Origin of the sequence: Stenotrophomonas maltophilia, from assembly GCF_002799245.1 — a bacterium.
GTDB classification, from domain to species: domain Bacteria; phylum Pseudomonadota; class Gammaproteobacteria; order Xanthomonadales; family Xanthomonadaceae; genus Stenotrophomonas; species Stenotrophomonas maltophilia_S.
On sequence record NZ_NEQV01000002.1, the window covers coordinates 467,682 to 485,118 of the forward strand.

Annotated in this window: 15 protein-coding genes; 11 read left to right on the plus strand and 4 right to left on the minus strand. The window is 67.0% G+C overall.

What is annotated here, in order from left to right; all coding sequences use genetic code 11:
• Positions 1-75: 75 nt before the first annotated feature.
• Genes B9Y64_RS08060 through B9Y64_RS08070 form a run of 3 tightly spaced genes read left to right on the plus strand, consistent with a single transcriptional unit; the run spans position 76 to position 2,196 of the window.
• Positions 76-441 carry a BlaI/MecI/CopY family transcriptional regulator gene (locus B9Y64_RS08060; RefSeq protein ID WP_100440246.1) on the plus strand — a complete coding sequence of 122 codons (366 nt, stop codon included), beginning with the start codon at positions 76-78 and terminating at the stop codon, positions 439-441.
• Complete coding sequence (locus B9Y64_RS08065) at positions 434-1,636, plus strand: M56 family metallopeptidase (protein ID WP_100440247.1); 1,203 nt, start codon at positions 434-436, stop codon at positions 1,634-1,636. Before B9Y64_RS08060 ends, B9Y64_RS08065 begins: the two co-directional genes overlap by 8 nt.
• Positions 1,633-2,196: a hypothetical protein gene (locus B9Y64_RS08070; protein ID WP_100440248.1), complete on the plus strand. Its 564-nt coding sequence runs from the start codon at positions 1,633-1,635 to the stop codon at positions 2,194-2,196. Before B9Y64_RS08065 ends, B9Y64_RS08070 begins: the two co-directional genes overlap by 4 nt.
• A gap of 56 nt (positions 2,197-2,252) precedes the next feature.
• Here B9Y64_RS08070 and B9Y64_RS08075 read toward each other — a convergent pair whose 3' ends face one another.
• From B9Y64_RS08075 to B9Y64_RS08085, 3 genes are all read right to left on the minus strand, one after another.
• Positions 2,253-3,053, minus strand: coding sequence for an MBL fold metallo-hydrolase (locus B9Y64_RS08075; RefSeq protein WP_100440249.1), 801 nt, complete (start codon positions 3,051-3,053; stop codon positions 2,253-2,255).
• Positions 3,054-3,064: 11 nt separating this feature from the next.
• Positions 3,065-3,883, minus strand: a complete 819-nt coding sequence (locus B9Y64_RS08080; RefSeq protein ID WP_100440250.1) for a S1/P1 nuclease — start codon at positions 3,881-3,883, stop codon at positions 3,065-3,067.
• 443 nt (positions 3,884-4,326) lie between these two features.
• Positions 4,327-4,956, minus strand: a complete 630-nt coding sequence (locus tag B9Y64_RS08085) for an OmpW/AlkL family protein (RefSeq protein ID WP_099542721.1) — start codon at positions 4,954-4,956, stop codon at positions 4,327-4,329.
• Between the two features lie 193 nt (positions 4,957-5,149).
• On the opposite strand from B9Y64_RS08085, the gene gap reads away from it, so the two are divergent.
• From gap to B9Y64_RS08125, 8 genes are all read left to right on the plus strand, one after another.
• Entirely contained in the window at positions 5,150-6,154 is a 1,005-nt protein-coding gene (gene gap / locus B9Y64_RS08090; RefSeq protein ID WP_005414333.1) for a type I glyceraldehyde-3-phosphate dehydrogenase, read from the plus strand.
• Between the two features lie 125 nt (positions 6,155-6,279).
• Positions 6,280-8,949 (plus strand): DUF2339 domain-containing protein, encoded by a 2,670-nt coding sequence (locus B9Y64_RS08095; protein WP_100440251.1) that lies wholly within the window; start codon positions 6,280-6,282, stop codon positions 8,947-8,949.
• Positions 8,946-10,322: a DUF3999 domain-containing protein gene (locus tag B9Y64_RS08100; RefSeq protein WP_100440252.1), complete on the plus strand. Its 1,377-nt coding sequence runs from the start codon at positions 8,946-8,948 to the stop codon at positions 10,320-10,322. Before B9Y64_RS08095 ends, B9Y64_RS08100 begins: the two co-directional genes overlap by 4 nt.
• A gap of 345 nt (positions 10,323-10,667) precedes the next feature.
• On the plus strand, positions 10,668-11,843 hold the full coding sequence (locus tag B9Y64_RS08105) for a phosphoglycerate kinase (protein WP_100440253.1): 1,176 nt from the start codon (positions 10,668-10,670) through the stop codon (positions 11,841-11,843).
• Positions 11,840-12,493, plus strand: a complete 654-nt coding sequence (locus B9Y64_RS08110; protein ID WP_100440254.1) for an HAD hydrolase-like protein — start codon at positions 11,840-11,842, stop codon at positions 12,491-12,493. Before B9Y64_RS08105 ends, B9Y64_RS08110 begins: the two co-directional genes overlap by 4 nt.
• 210 nt (positions 12,494-12,703) lie before the next feature.
• The gene (gene pyk / locus B9Y64_RS08115) at positions 12,704-14,170 is read left to right on the plus strand and encodes a pyruvate kinase (RefSeq protein ID WP_100440255.1); all 1,467 of its coding nucleotides are present in this window, start codon (positions 12,704-12,706) and stop codon (positions 14,168-14,170) included.
• A gap of 225 nt (positions 14,171-14,395) precedes the next feature.
• Positions 14,396-15,400, plus strand: a complete 1,005-nt coding sequence (locus tag B9Y64_RS08120; RefSeq protein WP_006465625.1) for a class I fructose-bisphosphate aldolase — start codon at positions 14,396-14,398, stop codon at positions 15,398-15,400.
• A gap of 129 nt (positions 15,401-15,529) precedes the next feature.
• The gene (locus B9Y64_RS08125) at positions 15,530-16,633 is read left to right on the plus strand and encodes an ABC transporter substrate-binding protein (RefSeq protein WP_100440256.1); all 1,104 of its coding nucleotides are present in this window, start codon (positions 15,530-15,532) and stop codon (positions 16,631-16,633) included.
• A gap of 89 nt (positions 16,634-16,722) precedes the next feature.
• Here the strand turns inward: B9Y64_RS08125 and B9Y64_RS08130 are convergent, their stop codons facing one another.
• Positions 16,723-17,322, minus strand: a complete 600-nt coding sequence (locus B9Y64_RS08130) for an O-acetyl-ADP-ribose deacetylase (protein ID WP_100440257.1) — start codon at positions 17,320-17,322, stop codon at positions 16,723-16,725.
• Positions 17,323-17,437 lie beyond the last annotated feature (115 nt).

Consider the following 17,437-nt stretch of genomic DNA (forward strand, 5'->3'; position numbering starts at 1 on the left):
TGAACCCGGAGTCGAGGGGCTTGACAGCCAATTCGATTACGCGCGTAATCGGGGTGTCGATTACGGATGTAAATCATGACCCCGATCAGCGAAGCCGAAGCCGTTGTGATGGAGGTGTTGTGGCAGCAGGCGCCGCGTAGTGCCGACGAAGTGGTGGCCGCACTGGCCCACCGCGACTGGGCCGAACCGACCATCAAGACCCTGCTCAACCGCCTGCTGACCAAGGGCGCGATCGCCGCCGAGCGCGACGGCCGGCGCTACCTGTACCGGCCGCTGCTGCAACGCCAGGCGTGGGTGGAGGCGCAGAGCCAGGACTTCATCGGCCGCGTGTTCGAAGGGCGTGTGGCGCCGTTGGTCGCGCACTTCAGCGAACGCGGCCAGTTGAGCGCGCAGGACATCGCCGACCTGAAGAAGCTGATCCAGGAGCTGGACCATGACTGAGCTGCTCGACGGATTGTTGCAGGCCAGCCTGTGGCTGGCAGCGGGTGTGGCCCTGCTGGCAGTGCTGCGGCCGCTGCTGGTGCGGATGGGCGGTGCCGGGCTGGCCTACCGCAGCTGGTGGCTGCTGCCGCTGCTGCTGGTGGCCCTGCTGCTGCCGTTGCCGCAGGCCGCGCTGCTGCAGCATGTACCGGCGTTGCCGCTGAAAGTGCTGCCGGGGGCCAGCGACAGTGTGGATGGGCAGTCGCTGCCCGGGGCCTGGCTGTTGCTGATGGCCTGGGCGCTGGGCATGGGCATCTGCCTGCTGCGCGACCTGCGCGCGCAGCGTCGTTTTGAACGGAACATGGGCCCGCTGAAGCCACGCGCCGATGGCAGCTGGCAGGCCAGTGGCGATCCTGGCCTGCCGGCACTGGTCGGTCTGTGGCGCCCACGCATCGTGGTCGGCCCCGATTTCGATCAGCAGTTCACTGTGCAGGAACAGGGCCTGATCCTGCAGCACGAGCGCAGCCACCAACGCAACGGCGATCACTGGGCCAATGGTGCCCTGCTGCTGATACGCGCCGTGTTCTGGTTCCATCCTCTTCTGTCTTGGGCTGCGCGCTGCTTCCTGCGCGACCAGGAACTGGCCTGCGATGCGCGCACCATGGCCCCGCAGCCGTCGCTGCGCGGCCTCTACGCCAGCACGCTGCTGAAGGCGCAGCTGGTCCACCCGGTTGCGCCGGCGGTCTGCCATTGGCGCAGCCAACCCGTGTTGAAGGAGCGTATCGCCATGTTGAAGCAGTCCAGGCGGAAGGCATTGCCGTGGGTGTCGGGGCAGGTGCTGGTGGTCGGGGTGTGCGTGGGAATGGGAGCGGTGGCGTGGGCCAGCCAGGGCAGTACGATGGCCGGCAGCCCTGCAGCGGCCGTCGTGGATCGGGAGATCCAGGTCGACAAGATGCCACCGCCGTCCTACCCGAAGTCTGCGATCGAGCAGCGTCAGGTCGGCGTGGTGAACCTGCGTGTGGAAGTGGATGCGCAAGGGCACCCCAGCGATGTCCGCGTGCTCAGCGCCTCCAATCCGGGGGTGTTCGATGCGGTGTCGATCGCCGCTGCGCGCAGCTGGACCTATCGGCCGGCGATGAAGAATGGCAAGCCGGTGGCAGGGGCAGTGAAGATTCCGATCAACTACGCCATGGACGACACCGAGGACACGAAGTGAAGCGGGCGCCGCTGTTGATGATGGCGGCGCTGCTGGCAGGATGCGCAACCCAGGATCGCCTGGCCACCGTCGATACCCGCAGCGAGAATGTCGGCCACCAGCGACTGCAGCCGCAGGCGGGCGGTGGCAGCGGGCAGCTGCAGGCGTATTCGCTGGGTGCGACCGAGGGCTACCGGATGCCGCAGCTGTACGCGGCGCCGGACCCGGAGGTCGGCGATCGTGATCCGCGCGCGGAGCTGGCCCCGACCACCATCTGCCTGCAGGTGGTGGTTGATGCCAACGGTGCTGTGGAGCGCAGCCTGCCGTTGACCGATCGCGCTGGGTGCGCGGCAGGTGCCATGCGCGAGAACGCCCCCCTGCTGCAGGCTGCGCAGGAAGCCGTGGCGATGTGGAAGTACTCGTCAGCAGCGGTCTGCCACTTCGCGGCTGGCAAGGTGCCGGCTGATCGCGGCGACTGCCGCGGCGCCGAGCGGGTTGAGCCGGTGGCGGTCACCCTGCAGTACGCCTTCACCTTCGAGATCGTGAAGGGCCAGCATGTGGTGCGGATGCAGGGGAAATGATCGCCCACGCTGCCTGGGCAGCGCCGGGCACTGCCCGGCGAGCACAGCGGCGCGACTCAGGCCCCACCCTGGATATTGGCCTTCACCGCCGGCTGCATCAGCTTCGGTTCTTCCAGCGTGGCATCACGGGCCTGGCGCACGCTGACGAACTCCGCCTCGGCCACGCCGTCGTGCACATGGATGTTGTGCGCGCGCTGTTCGCCGATGGTGGTTTCGTTGGCGAAGTCGCGGCCGCCCGGGCCGTAGTCGTGGCAGACGAATACGCGGGTGGCGTCGGGCAAGGCCAGCAGGCGCTGGATCGAGCGGTACAGCTGCGCGGCATCACCGCCCGGGAAATCGCAGCGGGCGGTGCCGCCGTCGGGCATGAACAACGAATCGCCGGTGAACAGTGCATCGCCGATCAGGTAGGCGATGCTGTCGCTGGTGTGGCCGGGCACGGCGATCACCTGGCCATGCAGCTCGCCAACGGCAAAGCTTTCGCCATCGCTGAACAGGTGGTCGAAGATTTCGTCGGCTGCTGGAAGCTGCAGGCCATAGCGCGGTGCGAACGTGGCCTGCACCGCGCGGATGCCTTCACCGATGGCCAGCGTGGCCTGCGGGAAGCGCTGCTTGAGCCGGCGCCCGGCCGATACATGGTCGGCATGGGCATGCGTCTCCAGCAGCCAGCGCAGCTGCAGGCCCTGCTGTTCGATGGCCTGCAACGCCGCGCGCAGCGGTGACTCGCTGCTGGCGTCGGTATCCGGGTCGTAGTCCAGGACCGGATCGATCAACGCCGTCTCGCCACTGGCCGGATCGCTGACCAGGTAGCTGAACGTGTTGCTGTCACGGTGGAAGAACGACTGCACCCGGACCGGCATCGGAACTCTCCTCAGCGCGTGCCGAGCACGCGGTTCAGCAACTGCGCCAGGTTCTCACCGGCCAGTCGCAGCTGCGCTTCGGCCAGCGGCCGGTAGCGCTCGGTGTATTCGTCACCGATTTTATGCGAGGCCGGATAAACGCCAGCTTGCATGGAGATGCGGCAGCTGGCTTCGGCCCAGGTCTGCGGGTCGCGCTGCGGGTTGGACTGGCGCGCCAGCTTCGGTGCGCGCTGGCTCTGCAGCAGCGGCAGGTAGCCGGCATCGTCCAGCTTGCGGGTGTTGAGCATGCCGCTGTCCCACAGTGAGTGCAGGTTGGTACCGCGGTTGCCGAACTGCAGCTGGAAATCGTTGCCGCCCTTGTCGTGCGCATAGCCAGCGTGCATTGGCTGGTGGATGTCGCCGACCAGGTGCACGACGAACTTCAGCGCCTGCAGGCGCTCGCCGTCGGTCAGGCTGCGGTCGCCAAGGATGGCGCTCTGTGCCTTCAGGGCTTCGACGATGCAGTTGCCGTTCTTGCAGTGCTTCGGTGCTTCGTAGTGGCAGTTGTCTTCGGCGATGTTGACGTAGTGCCAGCCGGCCGAGCGACGGCCCAGGCCCGGGTCCTTGGCGCGCAGCTGGTCGGCCCACGGCGCGATGCTGGCCAGGGTGGCGTCCGGTTCGGTGGCCAGCAGGCGGTCCACTTCGGCACGGGCGGTGGGGGTGAGGCGGGCGTCGGCGACTTCGGCAACCAGGCGGTGGCCTTGCGCGCCCCAAGCGTGTGCGGGGGCGGAGACGGACAGCAGGGCCGGCGCCAGGGCGGCGGCGAGGAAGAGGGAGTGCAGGGCGTTCATGCGCACATTCTAGCGGGGTAGGTGGATGGAAGAGCGCCTGCCCCTGCAGCCCCCATCCAACATGGCCGCGGAGGCGGATGCAAACGTCAAAGGCAACATCAAGAACAAATGCAGGATCAAAATCCGCATCCTGCAATTGCAGGCAGCCATTACGCCTCGGATGTACAGGTTCAGCTCTTGCCTTTGCTTGAGCTGGCACGCGCGCGCAGATCGGAAGGGTGGAGAGGGTGGAGTGATCGGGACCGTTCGCCGCATGGAGGCGGCGATCGAGCCTGCAGGGACGCATTTACGGTGTTTCCCGATCACTCCACCCTCTCCGCCCAACTGCAGAAGCCTGTGCTTCTCGCACAAAAAAAGCCCCGGCAATCACCGGGGCAACATGCTGCGAGGGTTTTGCGTGTAGCGGGGGAGCGGGGGCGAAGCCCCCGCGCCCAGTACACCGCTTAGAACTTGAAGACGTAGGACGCGCCGTAGACCAGCGGATCGATGTTGACCGTGCCGATCTTCTCGCCGTTCAACTTCACCTTGCTGTCGATGTCGATCCAGCGCATGTCCACGCGCAGGGCGCCCTTCTCGCCGATCGCGAAGTCCACGCCGGCGTGTGCGGCCAGGCCCCACGAATCCTGCAGCTTCAGCTTGCTGCCGGCCAGCGCACCGGTGGTGTCTTCGCTGAAGAAGGTCGTGTAGTTCACGCCCGCGCCGACGAACGGCGACACCTTGCCCTTGCTGTTGAAGTGGTACTGCAGGGTCACCACCGGCGGCAGCTGCTTGGTGCTGCCGACGCGGCCCAGGCCGTTGATGTTGATGTCGTGCTTGAACGGCAGTGCGGCCAGCACTTCGATGCCCAGGTTGTCGGCGATGAAGTACTCGCCGGTGATGGTCGGCTTGACGTCGTTGTCGACGTCGACCTTCAGGGTGCCGCCGGCCAGCCAGCCGTTGTTCGACTTCGGTGCCACCTGGTGCACGCCGGCCGAAACGGTCCAGTCGCCCTTGGACTGGGCCATGGCCGGGGCGGCGGCCAGGGACAGGGCGGCGGCCAGGCTGGCCACGATCAGGGGGGAGGTCTTGCGCATGGGGGTGTTCTCGCTGCTGGGTGGATGGGGCCAGTGTCGGCCTCACGCCGTGCTAACGCTTTGATCCGGATCAAATCCTGTCCGCCGGCCTGCCGCCGGGCCCGGCTGGCCCGCGGTGGCCAGCCCCGGTTTGCTAGACTTGTGGGCCCTATCCATCCCGCCGCACCTGTCGCGGCCGCAGGAGCTTGAGAACATGGCAATCAAGGTTGGTATCAACGGTTTCGGTCGCATCGGGCGTAACGTCCTGCGCTCGGCGGTGCTGAACTTCGGCGACGACATCGAAATCGTGGCCATCAACGATCTGCTGGAGCCGGACTATCTGGCGTACATGCTCAAGTACGACTCCGTGCACGGCCGCTTCAAGGCCGACGTGGCGGTGCAGGGCAACGACCTGCTGGTCAATGGCAAGAAGATCCGCCTGACCCAGGAACGCGACCCGGCCAACCTGAAGTGGGATGAAGTCGGCGCCGACGTGGTGCTGGAAGCCACCGGCCTGTTCCTGACCAAGGAAACCGCGCAGAAGCACATCGATGCCGGCGCCAAGAAGGTCATCATGTCCGCGCCGTCGAAGGACGACACGCCGATGTTCGTGTACGGCGTGAACGACAAGACCTACGCCGGCCAGGCGATCATCTCCAACGCCTCGTGCACCACCAACTGCCTGGCCCCGCTGGCCAAGGTCATCAACGACAAGTGGGGCATCAAGCGCGGCCTGATGACCACCGTGCATGCGGCCACCGCCACCCAGAAGACCGTCGATGGCCCGTCCAACAAGGACTGGCGCGGCGGCCGTGGCATCCTGGAAAACATCATTCCCTCGTCCACCGGTGCGGCCAAGGCCGTCGGCGTGGTCATCCCGGAACTGAACAAGAAGCTGACCGGCATGAGCTTCCGCGTGCCGACCTCGGACGTGTCGGTGGTCGACCTGACCGTCGAGCTGGAGAAGGAAGCCACCTACGCCGAGATCTGCGCTGAAGTGAAGGCACAGAGCGAAGGCCCGCTGAAGGGCATCCTGGGCTACACCGAAGACAAGGTCGTGGCCACCGATTTCCGTGGCGAAACCTGCACCTCGGTGTTCGACGCCGATGCCGGCATCGCCCTGGACGGCACCTTCGTCAAGCTGGTGACCTGGTACGACAACGAGTGGGGCTACTCGAACAAGTGCCTGGAAATGGCCAAGGTCATCGCCGCCAAGTAAGGCCGGCGCAGATCGCAGACGGACCCCGGCCTGGCCGGGGTTCGTCGTTTATGGGGCCTGCCCTGTCGTAGCATGGGGCGGTCGACCGCTGCCGCTGGGGCACGGGAACGCAATGGACGCACGCAATGGAAGCACTCATAGCCCTGGTGGTACTGGTCCTGTTGGCCATCCCGCTGCTGCTGGTGGTGGCGCTGGTGATGATCGCCGGCCTGCGCCGCCGCGTCGCTGCGCTGGAAAGCGCGATGGCTGCCGCACCTGCCACCGTCAGGCCCGCCGCTACCGCGCCCACGCCTGAACGGGCTGCGCCCGCGCCCGCAGCCAGTGCCGATCCTCCGTTCCTGCGGCCGGCCGCCGCTGCTGCGCCGCAACCCCCGCAGTCACCGGTACGCGAAGCAGCGCCCAGCGAGGTGCCCGCTCCCCGTCCTGCCGCGCCACCGCCGGTACCGCCGGTGCCGATGCAGCCGCCGTTGCCTTCCGAACCGGCACTGCCCGGTTTCATCGAGCGCGGCATCGGTGCGGTCAAGCGCTGGTTCACCGAAGGCAACGTGCCGGTCAAGATCGGCATGCTGGTGCTGCTGGCGGGTGTCGCTGCGCTGCTGAAGTACGTCAGCGACCAGGGCTGGCTGGTGTTGCCGATCGAGCTGCGCCTGGCCGGCATCACCGTGGGTGCGCTGGGCCTGCTGGCCTTCGGTTGGCACCAGCGCGAGCGCCGGCGCCTGTTTGCGCTGGCGTTGCAGGGCGGCGCCATTGGCGTACTGCTGCTGACCATCTTCGCGGCATTCAAGCGCTTCGACCTGATTCCGCCGGGCTTGGCCTTCGTCAGCTCCATTGCACTGGTGGCCGGGCTGTGCGTGCTGGCGGTAGTGCAGAACTCGCGCACGCTGGCGGTGCTGGGCATCCTGGCCGGTTTCATGGCCCCGCTGTGGCTGTCCACCGGCAGTGGCAACCATGTGGGGCTGTTCAGCTATTACGCCGTGCTCAACGCGGGCATCTTCGCCATCGCCTGGTTCCGCCCATGGCGCGCGCTGAACCTGCTGGGCTTCGCCTTCACCTTCGGCATCGGCACCTTCTGGGGCGCGCTGCAGTACGCACCGGACAAGTTCAGCAGCACCGAGCCGTTCCTGGTGCTGTTCTTCGTGTTCTACCTGCTGATACCGCTGTTGTACGCGCGTCGCCAGCCGGCCGGACGTCGTGACCTGATCGATGGCAGCCTGGTGTTCGGCACGCCGCTGGTCGCGTTCTCGTTGCAGGCGGGCATGCTGCACGAACAGCCGATGACGCTGGCACTGTGCGCGCTGGGCCTGGCCGCGATCTACGCGGTACTGGCGCGGGCACTGATCGCACGCGCGTCGTACACCGTGCTGGCGCAGTCGCATGCCGTGCTTGCGGTGGGCTTTGCCACGCTGGCGGTACCGCTGGCATTGTCGGCGCGCGCCACCGGTGCCGTGTTTGCACTGGAAGGTGCTGGCCTGGCCTGGTTGGGGCTGCGCCAGAAGCGCTGGCTGCCGCAGGTATCCGGCGCGTTGCTGCAGATTGGCGCTGCGTTCGCCTTCGTTGCCGGCGGCGACCACTGGCACGAAGACCTGCGCTTCCTGATCAACCCGACCGCCATTGGCGCCCTGTTGCTGGCCCTGGCGGGCTTCGCGTCGGCCTGGAGCTACCAGCGCAGGCCGCGTCATGAGGTCGCATTGGTGTACTACCTGTGGGGCCTGCTGTGGTGGCTGGGCGGCCTGGTCCATGAGATCACCCGTTTCTTCCCATACCGCACCGAAGTGGATGCGTTGCTGGTGCTGGCCGCGGTCACGGCATGGCTGGCCGCCGAAGTGCAGCGTCGCCAGCCGGCGCGTGCGCTGGGCGTGACTGCGCTGGCCATGCTCGCGCTGGGCTTCCCGCTGGCACTGATGCAGAGCGATGCGCACCACCAGCCGTTTGCCGGCTATGGCGCGCTGGCCTGGGCGGTGTTCGCGGTGCTGGGCGTGCGTACCCTGCTGTGCCTGCGCCAGGGCGGCGATACCGTGGCCCGCATCGCGCAGTTCCTGTGGTGGCTGCTGTGGCCGTCGCTGCTTTCGCTGCTGGCCCTGTGGGGCGGTGGCGAAGCCGATCTGGCGCAGGGCTGGACCACCCTGCTGGTGACCTTGCCGTGGCTGCTGATGGCGGCATTGTCGCTGTGGCGCTGGAACGCGCTGCGCTGGCCGCTGGGACAGGCCTTTGACAGCGTGCGCGTGCCGCTGCAGTGCGTGCTGTTCGGCCTGCTGTCGATCGGCTGGCTGTTCGGCCAGCTGCTGCCGGGCGACGCTGCGCCGCTGTTGTGGCTGCCGGTGCTGAATCCGGCCGAGATCGGCCAATGGGTGAGCCTGTTGCTGCTGGCGCGCTGGCTGTACAGCGACCAGGCACCGCAGGCATTGCTGGATATCCGCATGCCGTTGCTGGCACTGGCGGCCTTCGTCGCGCTGACCAGCCTGGTGCTGCATGGCGTGCACCAGTGGGGTGGCCTGGCGTGGAACGCGTCGATGATGCGCTTCAGCCTGGCGCAGACCAGCCTGACCGTGCTGTGGAGCGTGCTCGGCGTGATTGCCTGGGTATGGGGTTCGCGTCGTGGCCAGCGTGTGCTGTGGATGGTCGGTGCCGTGCTGATGGGCGTGGTGCTGGCCAAGCTGGTTGTTGTCGATCGCCAGCACCTGGGCAATCTGCTGGGCATCGCATCGTTCATCGCCTACGGCCTGCTGTGCACGGTCGTGGGTTATCTGGCACCGGCACCGCCGAGCGCGGCGCCGACCGTGGAGGAAAAACAATGAGGAAGTGGAGCAGGGCGCTGCTGCCGGCGATGCTCGGCATGCTGGCCGCCGTCGTGGTGCAGGCGGCCGATTACCGCACCCAATATGCCGAGCAATGGCCGCTGACCTTGTCCAGTGCGCAGTCCGGTGCCTACCGTATCGTGCTGGAGCCGGCGATCTACCGCCGTGCGGTGACTGCCGACCTCAGCGATCTGCAGGTGTTCAATGCGGCCAGCCAGTTGTTGCCGTCGGCACTGCTGGCACCGGACCAGCCGCTGGCGCAGCCGCCGGTACAACGTGAACTGCCCTGGTTCGCGCTGCCGCCGCTGGCCGATGCACAGCGCAACGATCTGCAGCTGCTGACCGAGCGCGATACCGACGGACGCGTGCGCCGGGTCGAAGCACGGGTGAGTGGCGGGACGGCGGCGAACGGGCAGGGAGGCTGGCTGATCGACGCCAGCATGCTCGACCAGCAGCCGTTGGCGGCGCTGGTGCTGGACTGGGCCGACAGCGGCCAGCCGCTGCAGGCGCAGGTGCAGCTGGATGCCAGTGACGACCTGCAGCATTGGCGCTTGATTGGCCGCGACGTGCCGCTGGTGGATCTGCAGCGCGCGGGCAAGCGCCTGCTGCAGCGTCGCCTGCAGGTGGACGGCACCGCACGCTACCTGCGCATCCTGGCGCAGGGCGATTCGCGCCTGCCGACCCTGCGTGGCGTACTGGCGGAACTGCCGCCAGCGCCGGCGACGCTGCCGTGGGAATGGCTGTCGCTGGAGCCGACGTCGAAGGGCAAGGGCGAGTACACCTTCGAGATGGATGGCCGGTTCCCGGTGGCGCGCGCCGACGTGTCCAGCACCGACAACAGCCTGGTGCAATGGACGCTGTTCAGTCGCGATGACGAGAGTGCGGAGTGGCAGCGTCGCAGCGCACCGTGGATCGCCTACCAGGTGCAGCAGGGCACGCAGGGCCAGCGCCAGCAGTCGGCGGCACAGGCGCTGGGCGGTGTGCATCGCGACCGCTACTGGAAGCTGGTGGCGAATCCGGCGGAAACCGCCACCGCACCCACGCTGCGCCTGGGTTACCAACCGGAAGTGCTGGTGTTCCTGAGCCAGGGTGCGGCGCCCTACGCACTGGCAGTGGGCAGCGCGACCGCGCGCCGCACCGACGCGCCGATCGGGGTGCTGATCGAGGAACTGCGGCAGCGCAATGATCCGTCGTGGCAGCCGACGCTGGCGCGCCTGGAAGGCAGCCCGGAACCGCTGGCGGGCGACGCAGCGTTGAAGCCGCAGCATGACTGGAAGGCGTGGCTGTTGTGGGCGCTGCTGGGTCTGGGCGTGCTGGTGGTGGGTGGGTTGGCGCTCAGCCTGCTGAAGCAGAAGCCTGCGCCTTCGGCGTAGTTTGCGGCGAACGGCGCAGCCCCTCGGGGGTGGGGGCGTGTAAAGCAAAAGCCGTGCTTGGCCGGGCGGGGTGGGTTCGCGTCCACCCACGGAAGAGAAAGAAGAGCAAGAGCAAAAGCAGCTTGGCTGCGCGCTCCTTGTAGAGCCGAGCCCATGCTCGGCTGCTGTTCGCGGTAGATCCAGCCGAGCACGGGCTCGGCTCTACAGAACAGCAGTACCCTCGGGGTCAGATCCGTTTTCCTGCGCCTCTGCCTGCCGCAGGCATCGGCCCTCCCACCACCCGCACCCGATACAATGGCCGCCTGCCGTAGCCCGGCATCCCGTCCCTGAGCCAAAGAGTTGCCCATGTCCATCGTCCGCATGACCGACCTCGACCTCTCCGGCAAGCGCGTGCTGATCCGCCAGGATCTGAACGTGCCGATCGAGAATGGCCGCATCACCTCCGAACAGCGCATCACCGCTTCGCTGCCGACGCTCAAGCGCGCGCTGGAGCAGGGTGCGGCGGTGATGGTCACCTCGCACCTGGGGCGCCCGAAGGAAGGCGTGTGGAGCGAGGCCGACTCGCTGGCGCCGGTCGCCCAGCGCCTGTCCGAGCTGCTCGGCCGCGAGGTTCCGCTGGTGCGTGACTGGGTCGACGGTGTCGACGTGCAGCCGGGCCAGCTGGTGCTGCTGGAAAACTGCCGCATGAATGTTGGCGAGGGCAAGGACGACGAGGCCCTGTCGAAGAAGTACGCCGCCCTGTGCGACGTGTTCGTGATGGATGCCTTCGGTACCGCGCATCGTGCGCAGGCTTCCACCCATGGTGTCATCCGCTTCGCCCCGGTCGCTGCCGGTGGCCCGCTGCTGATGGCCGAGCTGGACGCGCTGGCGCAGGCGCTGGATGCACCGGCCAAGCCGCTGCTGGCCATCGTCGCCGGCAGCAAGGTCAGCACCAAGCTGGAACTGCTGGCCAACCTGGTCGGCAAGGTCGACCAGCTGATCGTCGGTGGTGGCATCGCCAACACCTTCATCGCCGCTGCGGGCTACAACGTCGGCAAGTCGCTGTACGAGCCGGACCTGCTGGACACCGCGAAGAAGATCGTGGCCGACGCCAAGGCGCGTGGCGCCGACATCCCGCTGCCGGTCGACGTGGTCACCGCCAAGCAGTTCATGCCCGATGCCATTGCCGAAGTGAAGGCGGTCGACGCCGTTGCCGAAGACGACCTGATCCTGGACATCGGCCCGCAGACCGCCGCGCAGTATGCGCAGCTGATCGAGAAGGCCGGCACCGTGGTCTGGAACGGTCCGGTCGGTGTGTTCGAGTTCGAGGCCTTCAGCAAGGGCACCGAAGCGCTGGCCCGCGCCATCGCCAGCTCGAAGGCGTTCTCCATCGCCGGCGGCGGCGACACCCTGGCCGCGGTCGACAAGTTCGATATCGCCAGGCAGGTCAGCTACATCTCCACTGGCGGTGGTGCGTTCCTGGAGTTCCTGGAAGGCAAGACCCTGCCGGCCGTCGCCGCACTCGACGCGCGCGGCGCATGAGTGCCGATCGCAGCAAGGATGTCCTGTTCTTCGACCTCGACGGCACGTTGATCGATTCGCAGGTGGGCATCACTGCCTGCATCGCCTATGCGTTGCAGAAGATGGACCATCCGGTGCCGCCGCAGGAGACGCTGCTGGGCTGGATCGGCCCGTCGCTGCGTACCACTTTCGCGCCGCTGTTCGTCGAACCGGCGCGGGTGGAACAGGCGGTGGGCTACTACCGTGAGCGCTTCGACGTCGAAGGCTGGCGCGAACATACGGTGTACCCGCAGGTGGAAGACACGCTGCGCACACTGCATGGCCGTGGCCACCGGTTGGCGGTGGTCACCGCCAAGAACGAGCCGCACGCGCGCCGCATCCTCGCCCACCTGCCGTTTGGCGGGCTGTTCGAGGAGATCGTCGGTTCCACCCTGGATGGCTCGCGCAGCCACAAGCCGGAACTGGTCGGCGAGGCGTTGCGCCGGCTGCAGGTGCAGCCCGCGCAGTGCTGGATGATCGGTGACCGGCGCATGGACATCGAAGGCGCGCGCCACCACGGCCTGCGCAGTGTCGGTGTGCTGTGGGGCTTTGGCGGTGAGGCGGAATTGACCGAAGCCGGTGCCAGCCAGCTCGCACGTGAGCCGGCGCAGCTGGAAACACTGCTGGCCTAGGCTCCTGTAGAGCCGGGCCCATGCTCGGCTGTTTCGGTACAGGCCCAGCCGAGGATGGGTCTGGCTCTACAGAACTCCCTGCGCCAGCGTATGTCCGGACGATGTCTGTTCCATGACCCGCGAAGTCAGGTAGCACAAGGCTGTAACCGTATACATGCGGCGTGAAGGATGTGCTAATTTCCGTTCTTTATCGGGAGAGGCCCATCCACCATGTTCGAGCGTCAGCGTCGCACCAAGATCCTTGCCACCCTCGGCCCGGCCACTGATCCGCCGGGCGTGCTGGAGGATCTGTTCCGCGCCGGCGTCAATGTGGTGCGCCTGAACTTCAGCCATGGTGATCCGTCCGGCCAGGCCAAGCGTGCCGCCGATGTGCGTGCTGCTGCGGCCCGCGTGGGCGTGGAAGTGGGCATCCTGGCCGACCTGCCGGGCCCGAAGATCCGCATCGAGCGCTTCGCCGAAGGCAAGGTGCAGCTGAAGGCCGGTGACCGTTTCGACCTGATCGCCAGCGAGAACGCCGGCCCGGGCACTGCCAGCCAGGTGGGCGTGAGCTACCTCGGCCTGCCGCAGGACGTGGGCCCGGGTGATGTGCTGCTGCTCGACGACGGCCTGATGCAGTTGCAGGTGGTGGAAGTGCAGGGTGACCGCATCGTCAACACGGTGCTCAACGATGGCGTGCTGTCCGACCGCAAGGGCCTGAACAAGCAGGGTGGCGGCCTGTCGCTGGGTGCGCTGACCGAGCGCGACAAGGAACTGATCGGCATCGTTGCCAAGATCGGCGTGGACTTCATTGCCGTGTCGTTCTGCCGCAACGCGCAGGACATGAACGACGCGCGCGACATCGCCCGCTCGCACGGCTGTGATGCCGCGCTGGTGTCGAAGATCGAGCGCACCGAGGCCATCGAGAACCTGGAAGAAATCGTCGAGGCCAGCGATGTGGTGATGGTCGCCCGTGGCGATCTTGGCGTGGAAATCGGCGATGCCGAGCTGCCGGGCCTGCAGAAGAAGATCATCAAGGCCTCGCTGGCGCAGAACAAGGTGGTGATCACCGCCACGCAGATGCTGCAGTCGATGGTGGAAAGCCCGATCCCGACCCGTGCCGAAGTGCTGGACGTGGCCAACTCGGTCATCGACGGTACCGATGCGGTGATGCTGTCGGCGGAAACCGCCGCCGGTGCCTACCCGGTCAAGGCCGTGGAAGCGATGGCACGCATCTGCCTGGGCGCCGAGCGCCAGTTCCAGACCGAGACCGACTTCAATGCCTCGCCGCGCAATCTGGAACGTGCCGACCAGGCGATTGCCATGGCCACCATGTTCCTGTCCCAGCACGTGGGCGTGCGCGCGATCGTGGCCATGACCGAATCCGGTGGTACCGCACGCTACCTGTCGCGTTTCCGCGCCAAGGCACCGGTGTTCGCAGTGACCCGCCATGATGGCGCGCGTCGCCAGATGGCGCTGATGCGCGATGTCTACCCGATCAACTTCGACAGCCGCGGCCTGACCCCGCGCGAAGCCGCGCGCGGCAGCATCCGCCTGCTGGTCGAATCCGAACTGCTGCAGGCCGGTGACCGCGTCGTGTTCACCAGCGGCGAGCACATGGAAACCCTGGGTGCGACCAACACCCTGCGTCTTCTGGAAGTGGGTGAAGACGGCCGCGCCAGCGGCCTGGGCGACCTGTAAGCCCTGGCGGTCGGGTCGGCGCTGCCAATCTGGGGTCAGAGCCCCTGCGGGGATCTGACCCCGTACTGACCAGGGGTCAGATCCCCGCAGGGGCTCTGACCCCATGCCGCAGGACATCCTTTGTCCTGCCACAGACGTGGAAGCGTTTCCATCCTGTCCTCCACGGCGAGGCAACGGGCCGCGGGGCTATACTTACGTTTTTCCCGCACCCGCCACAGGAAATACATGAGCATCGAACAGCTGGCTGAAACCGCCCAGGCCATGGTCGCCCCGGGCAAGGGCATCATCGCGATCGACGAATCCACCGCTACCATCGCCAAGCGTTTCGCCGGCGTCGGTATCGAGAACACCGAGGAGAACCGTCGCGCCTACCGCGAGCTGCTGCTGACCACGCCGAAGCTCAACGAGCACATTTCCGGCGCCATCCTGTACGACGAAACCATCCGCCAGTCGACCAAGGACGGCGTGCCGTTCGCCAAGTACATGGCCGACCACGGCATGATTCCGGGCATCAAGGTGGACAAGGGTGCGCACCCGCTGGCCGGCTGCCCGGGCGAGCTGGTGACCGAAGGCCTCGATGGCCTGCGTGAGCGCCTGCAGGAGTACTACAAGCTGGGCGCGCGCTTCGCCAAGTGGCGTGCGGTCATCAACATCGGCGAGAGCATCCCGTCGGGTACCTGCATCGAGTCCAACGCCCATGCGCTGGCCCGCTATGCAGCGCTGTGCCAGGAATGCGGCCTGGTGCCGATGGTCGAGCCGGAAGTGATCATGGACGGCGACCACGACATCGAGACCTGCTACGAAGTCACCGAAGCCACCCTGCGTTCGCTGTTCGATGCCCTGTACCAGCAGAACGTGCTGCTGGAAGGCACCATCCTGAAGGCGTCGATGGTCATCTCCGGCAAGGGCTGCGATGAGCAGGCCGACGTCGAGGAAGTGGCCGAGTCGACCGTGATGTGCCTGAAGAGCACCGTGCCGGCGATCCTGCCGGGCGTGGTGTTCCTGTCCGGTGGCCAGAGCGACGAGCAGTCCACCGAGCACCTGAACGCGATGAACCAGCTGGGCAACCTGCCGTGGCCGCTGAGCTTCTCCTACGGCCGCGCCATGCAGCAGGCCGCGCTGAAGCTGTGGGCCAAGGACATGAAGGGCAACTACGCTGCTGCCCAGAAGACCGTGTACGAGCGCGCCAAGGACAACGGCCTGGCCGCGCTGGGCAAGTGGAACGGTTGATCCGTCCCGTTGCAGGATGAACAGGGCAACGCCGGCTTTACGCCGGCGTTTGCTTTTGCGGGTATCTTTTCCGCCCCCGCGTGCCCGGCCGGCATGCGGGAACTACATGGAAGGCCAAGGAGAAACAACATGCGTTTGGCAGCAATCACACTGGCCGTTGCCACGGTCCTGGTCGCCGGCGGTTGCAACCGCATCGGCGGCGGCGCGGATGCGGGCAAGGCCGCATCGCTCGATTTCGACAAGCCGGTGTCCGGCGAGATCACCTCGCGCAGCGGCATCAACTACAACGACGGCAGCCACCACCAGCTCTACCAGATCAAGCTGGAAGACAAGCAGCTGGTCGGGCTGAAGCTGACCGGTTCGCTGAGCGGCTCGATCACCGTGTTCAACAACGGCAGCCTGGTGGCCAGCAGCAACACCGGCTACGAGCGCGAAAGCGACGTCTCGCTGGCCTTCCGTGCCAACGGTGGCGGCACCTACCAGGTGGCGGTCAACGCCAACGGTTCGACCGATTACGGCCCGTACCGCCTGCGCGCCGAGAAGCTGGTGCCGTACGACGGCAAGCCGCTGGCGGGCAGTGGCGAGATCGTCGACATGCTGGCCGGTGGTTCCCAGGACTACACCCTGCAGGTGGACAAGGCCGGCCTGTACGAGATCCGCCTGGTGTCGGATGTCTTCGATCCGGTGCTGAAGCTGTCGGGCCAGGGCGTGGATGCCGAGAATGACGATGGCGGGGACAGCACCAACTCGCGCCTGACCCTGTCACTGAAGCCGGGCAAGTACACCCTGACCGCGCGCGGCCTGGGCGATGGCGTCAATGGCATGTTCACCCTGTCGGCCAACCGCATCGAGCTGCCCGGCAATCTGGTCGAGCGCGATGGCACGGCGCTGCCGAAGTCGGGCAGCGTGTACACGATGCTCGACAACGATGGCCGCCGCCGCTTCCTGCTGACTCTGGACCGCCCGGCCGATGTGCGCCTGGATGCGATCTCCAGCCAGGTCGATACCGTGCTGCGCGTGGTCGGCGGCGATGTCGAGCTGACCGACGACGACGGTGGCAACGGCACCAATTCGCGCCTGGAAGAGACCCTGCCGGCCGGTCACTACACCGTCGACGTGTCCAGCCTGAACAATGGCGCGGGCATGGTGGAAGTGCGCGTGCAGGTGGATGGCGCCGAAGCGGCTGCCGCCGTGGCCGATGATGCCGCCGCGGTGGAAGCCGCCAGCCGTTGAGCGTGATCCACGCCATGCGTGGATGAGCACAACGGTGCAATGGAAAAGGCCGGGCAATGCCCGGCCTTTTCTTTCAGGCCGCGCAGGGTTCAGTGCGCAGCGGCAAAGCCGGCATCGCCCAGCGGCGGCAGCACTGCGCTGCGTGGTTCGCTGTCCAGGTTCTGCCCGGCGGCGCTCAACGCCTGTTGGTAGGCCTTGGCCGTAGCGGTGTTGAAGGCCACCAGCACGATGCGCATCGGTTGCGCATGGCTGCGCTGCCAGGCCAGTGTTTCGGTGACGGCGATCTGCGCCGCCTGGTACAGCGGATAGCCATACACGCCGCAGCTGATCGCCGGGAAGGCGATCGACTGCACACCCAGCGATTCGGCCAGCTGCAGCGACTTCCAGTAGCAGTTGGCGAGCAACGCCGGTTCATCGCGCTGGCCGTCGTGCCAGACCGGGCCAACCGTGTGCAGTACATGGCGTGCCGGCAACGCATGGGCGTCGGTGGCGCGCACTTCGCCGGTCGGGCAACGCACGCCTGGGCGCAGCTCCGGCAACTGCTCGCACTCGGCCAGCAATGCGGGGCCGGCCGCGCGATGGATCGCGCCGTCGACACCGCCGCCACCCAGCAGCGTTTCATTGGCCGCGTTGACGATCGCATCCACCGCCAGGGTCGTGATGTCGCCCTGCCAAACCTCGATCTTCATGCGTCCGTCTCCTGCCTGTGAGGTGATCCGCGCAGCATCTGCGCCGGCTGTTCCCACGGTAGGGGACAGGGCATCGATACTGCGTCATGACCGTCTCACGCGCTGCGATCCAACG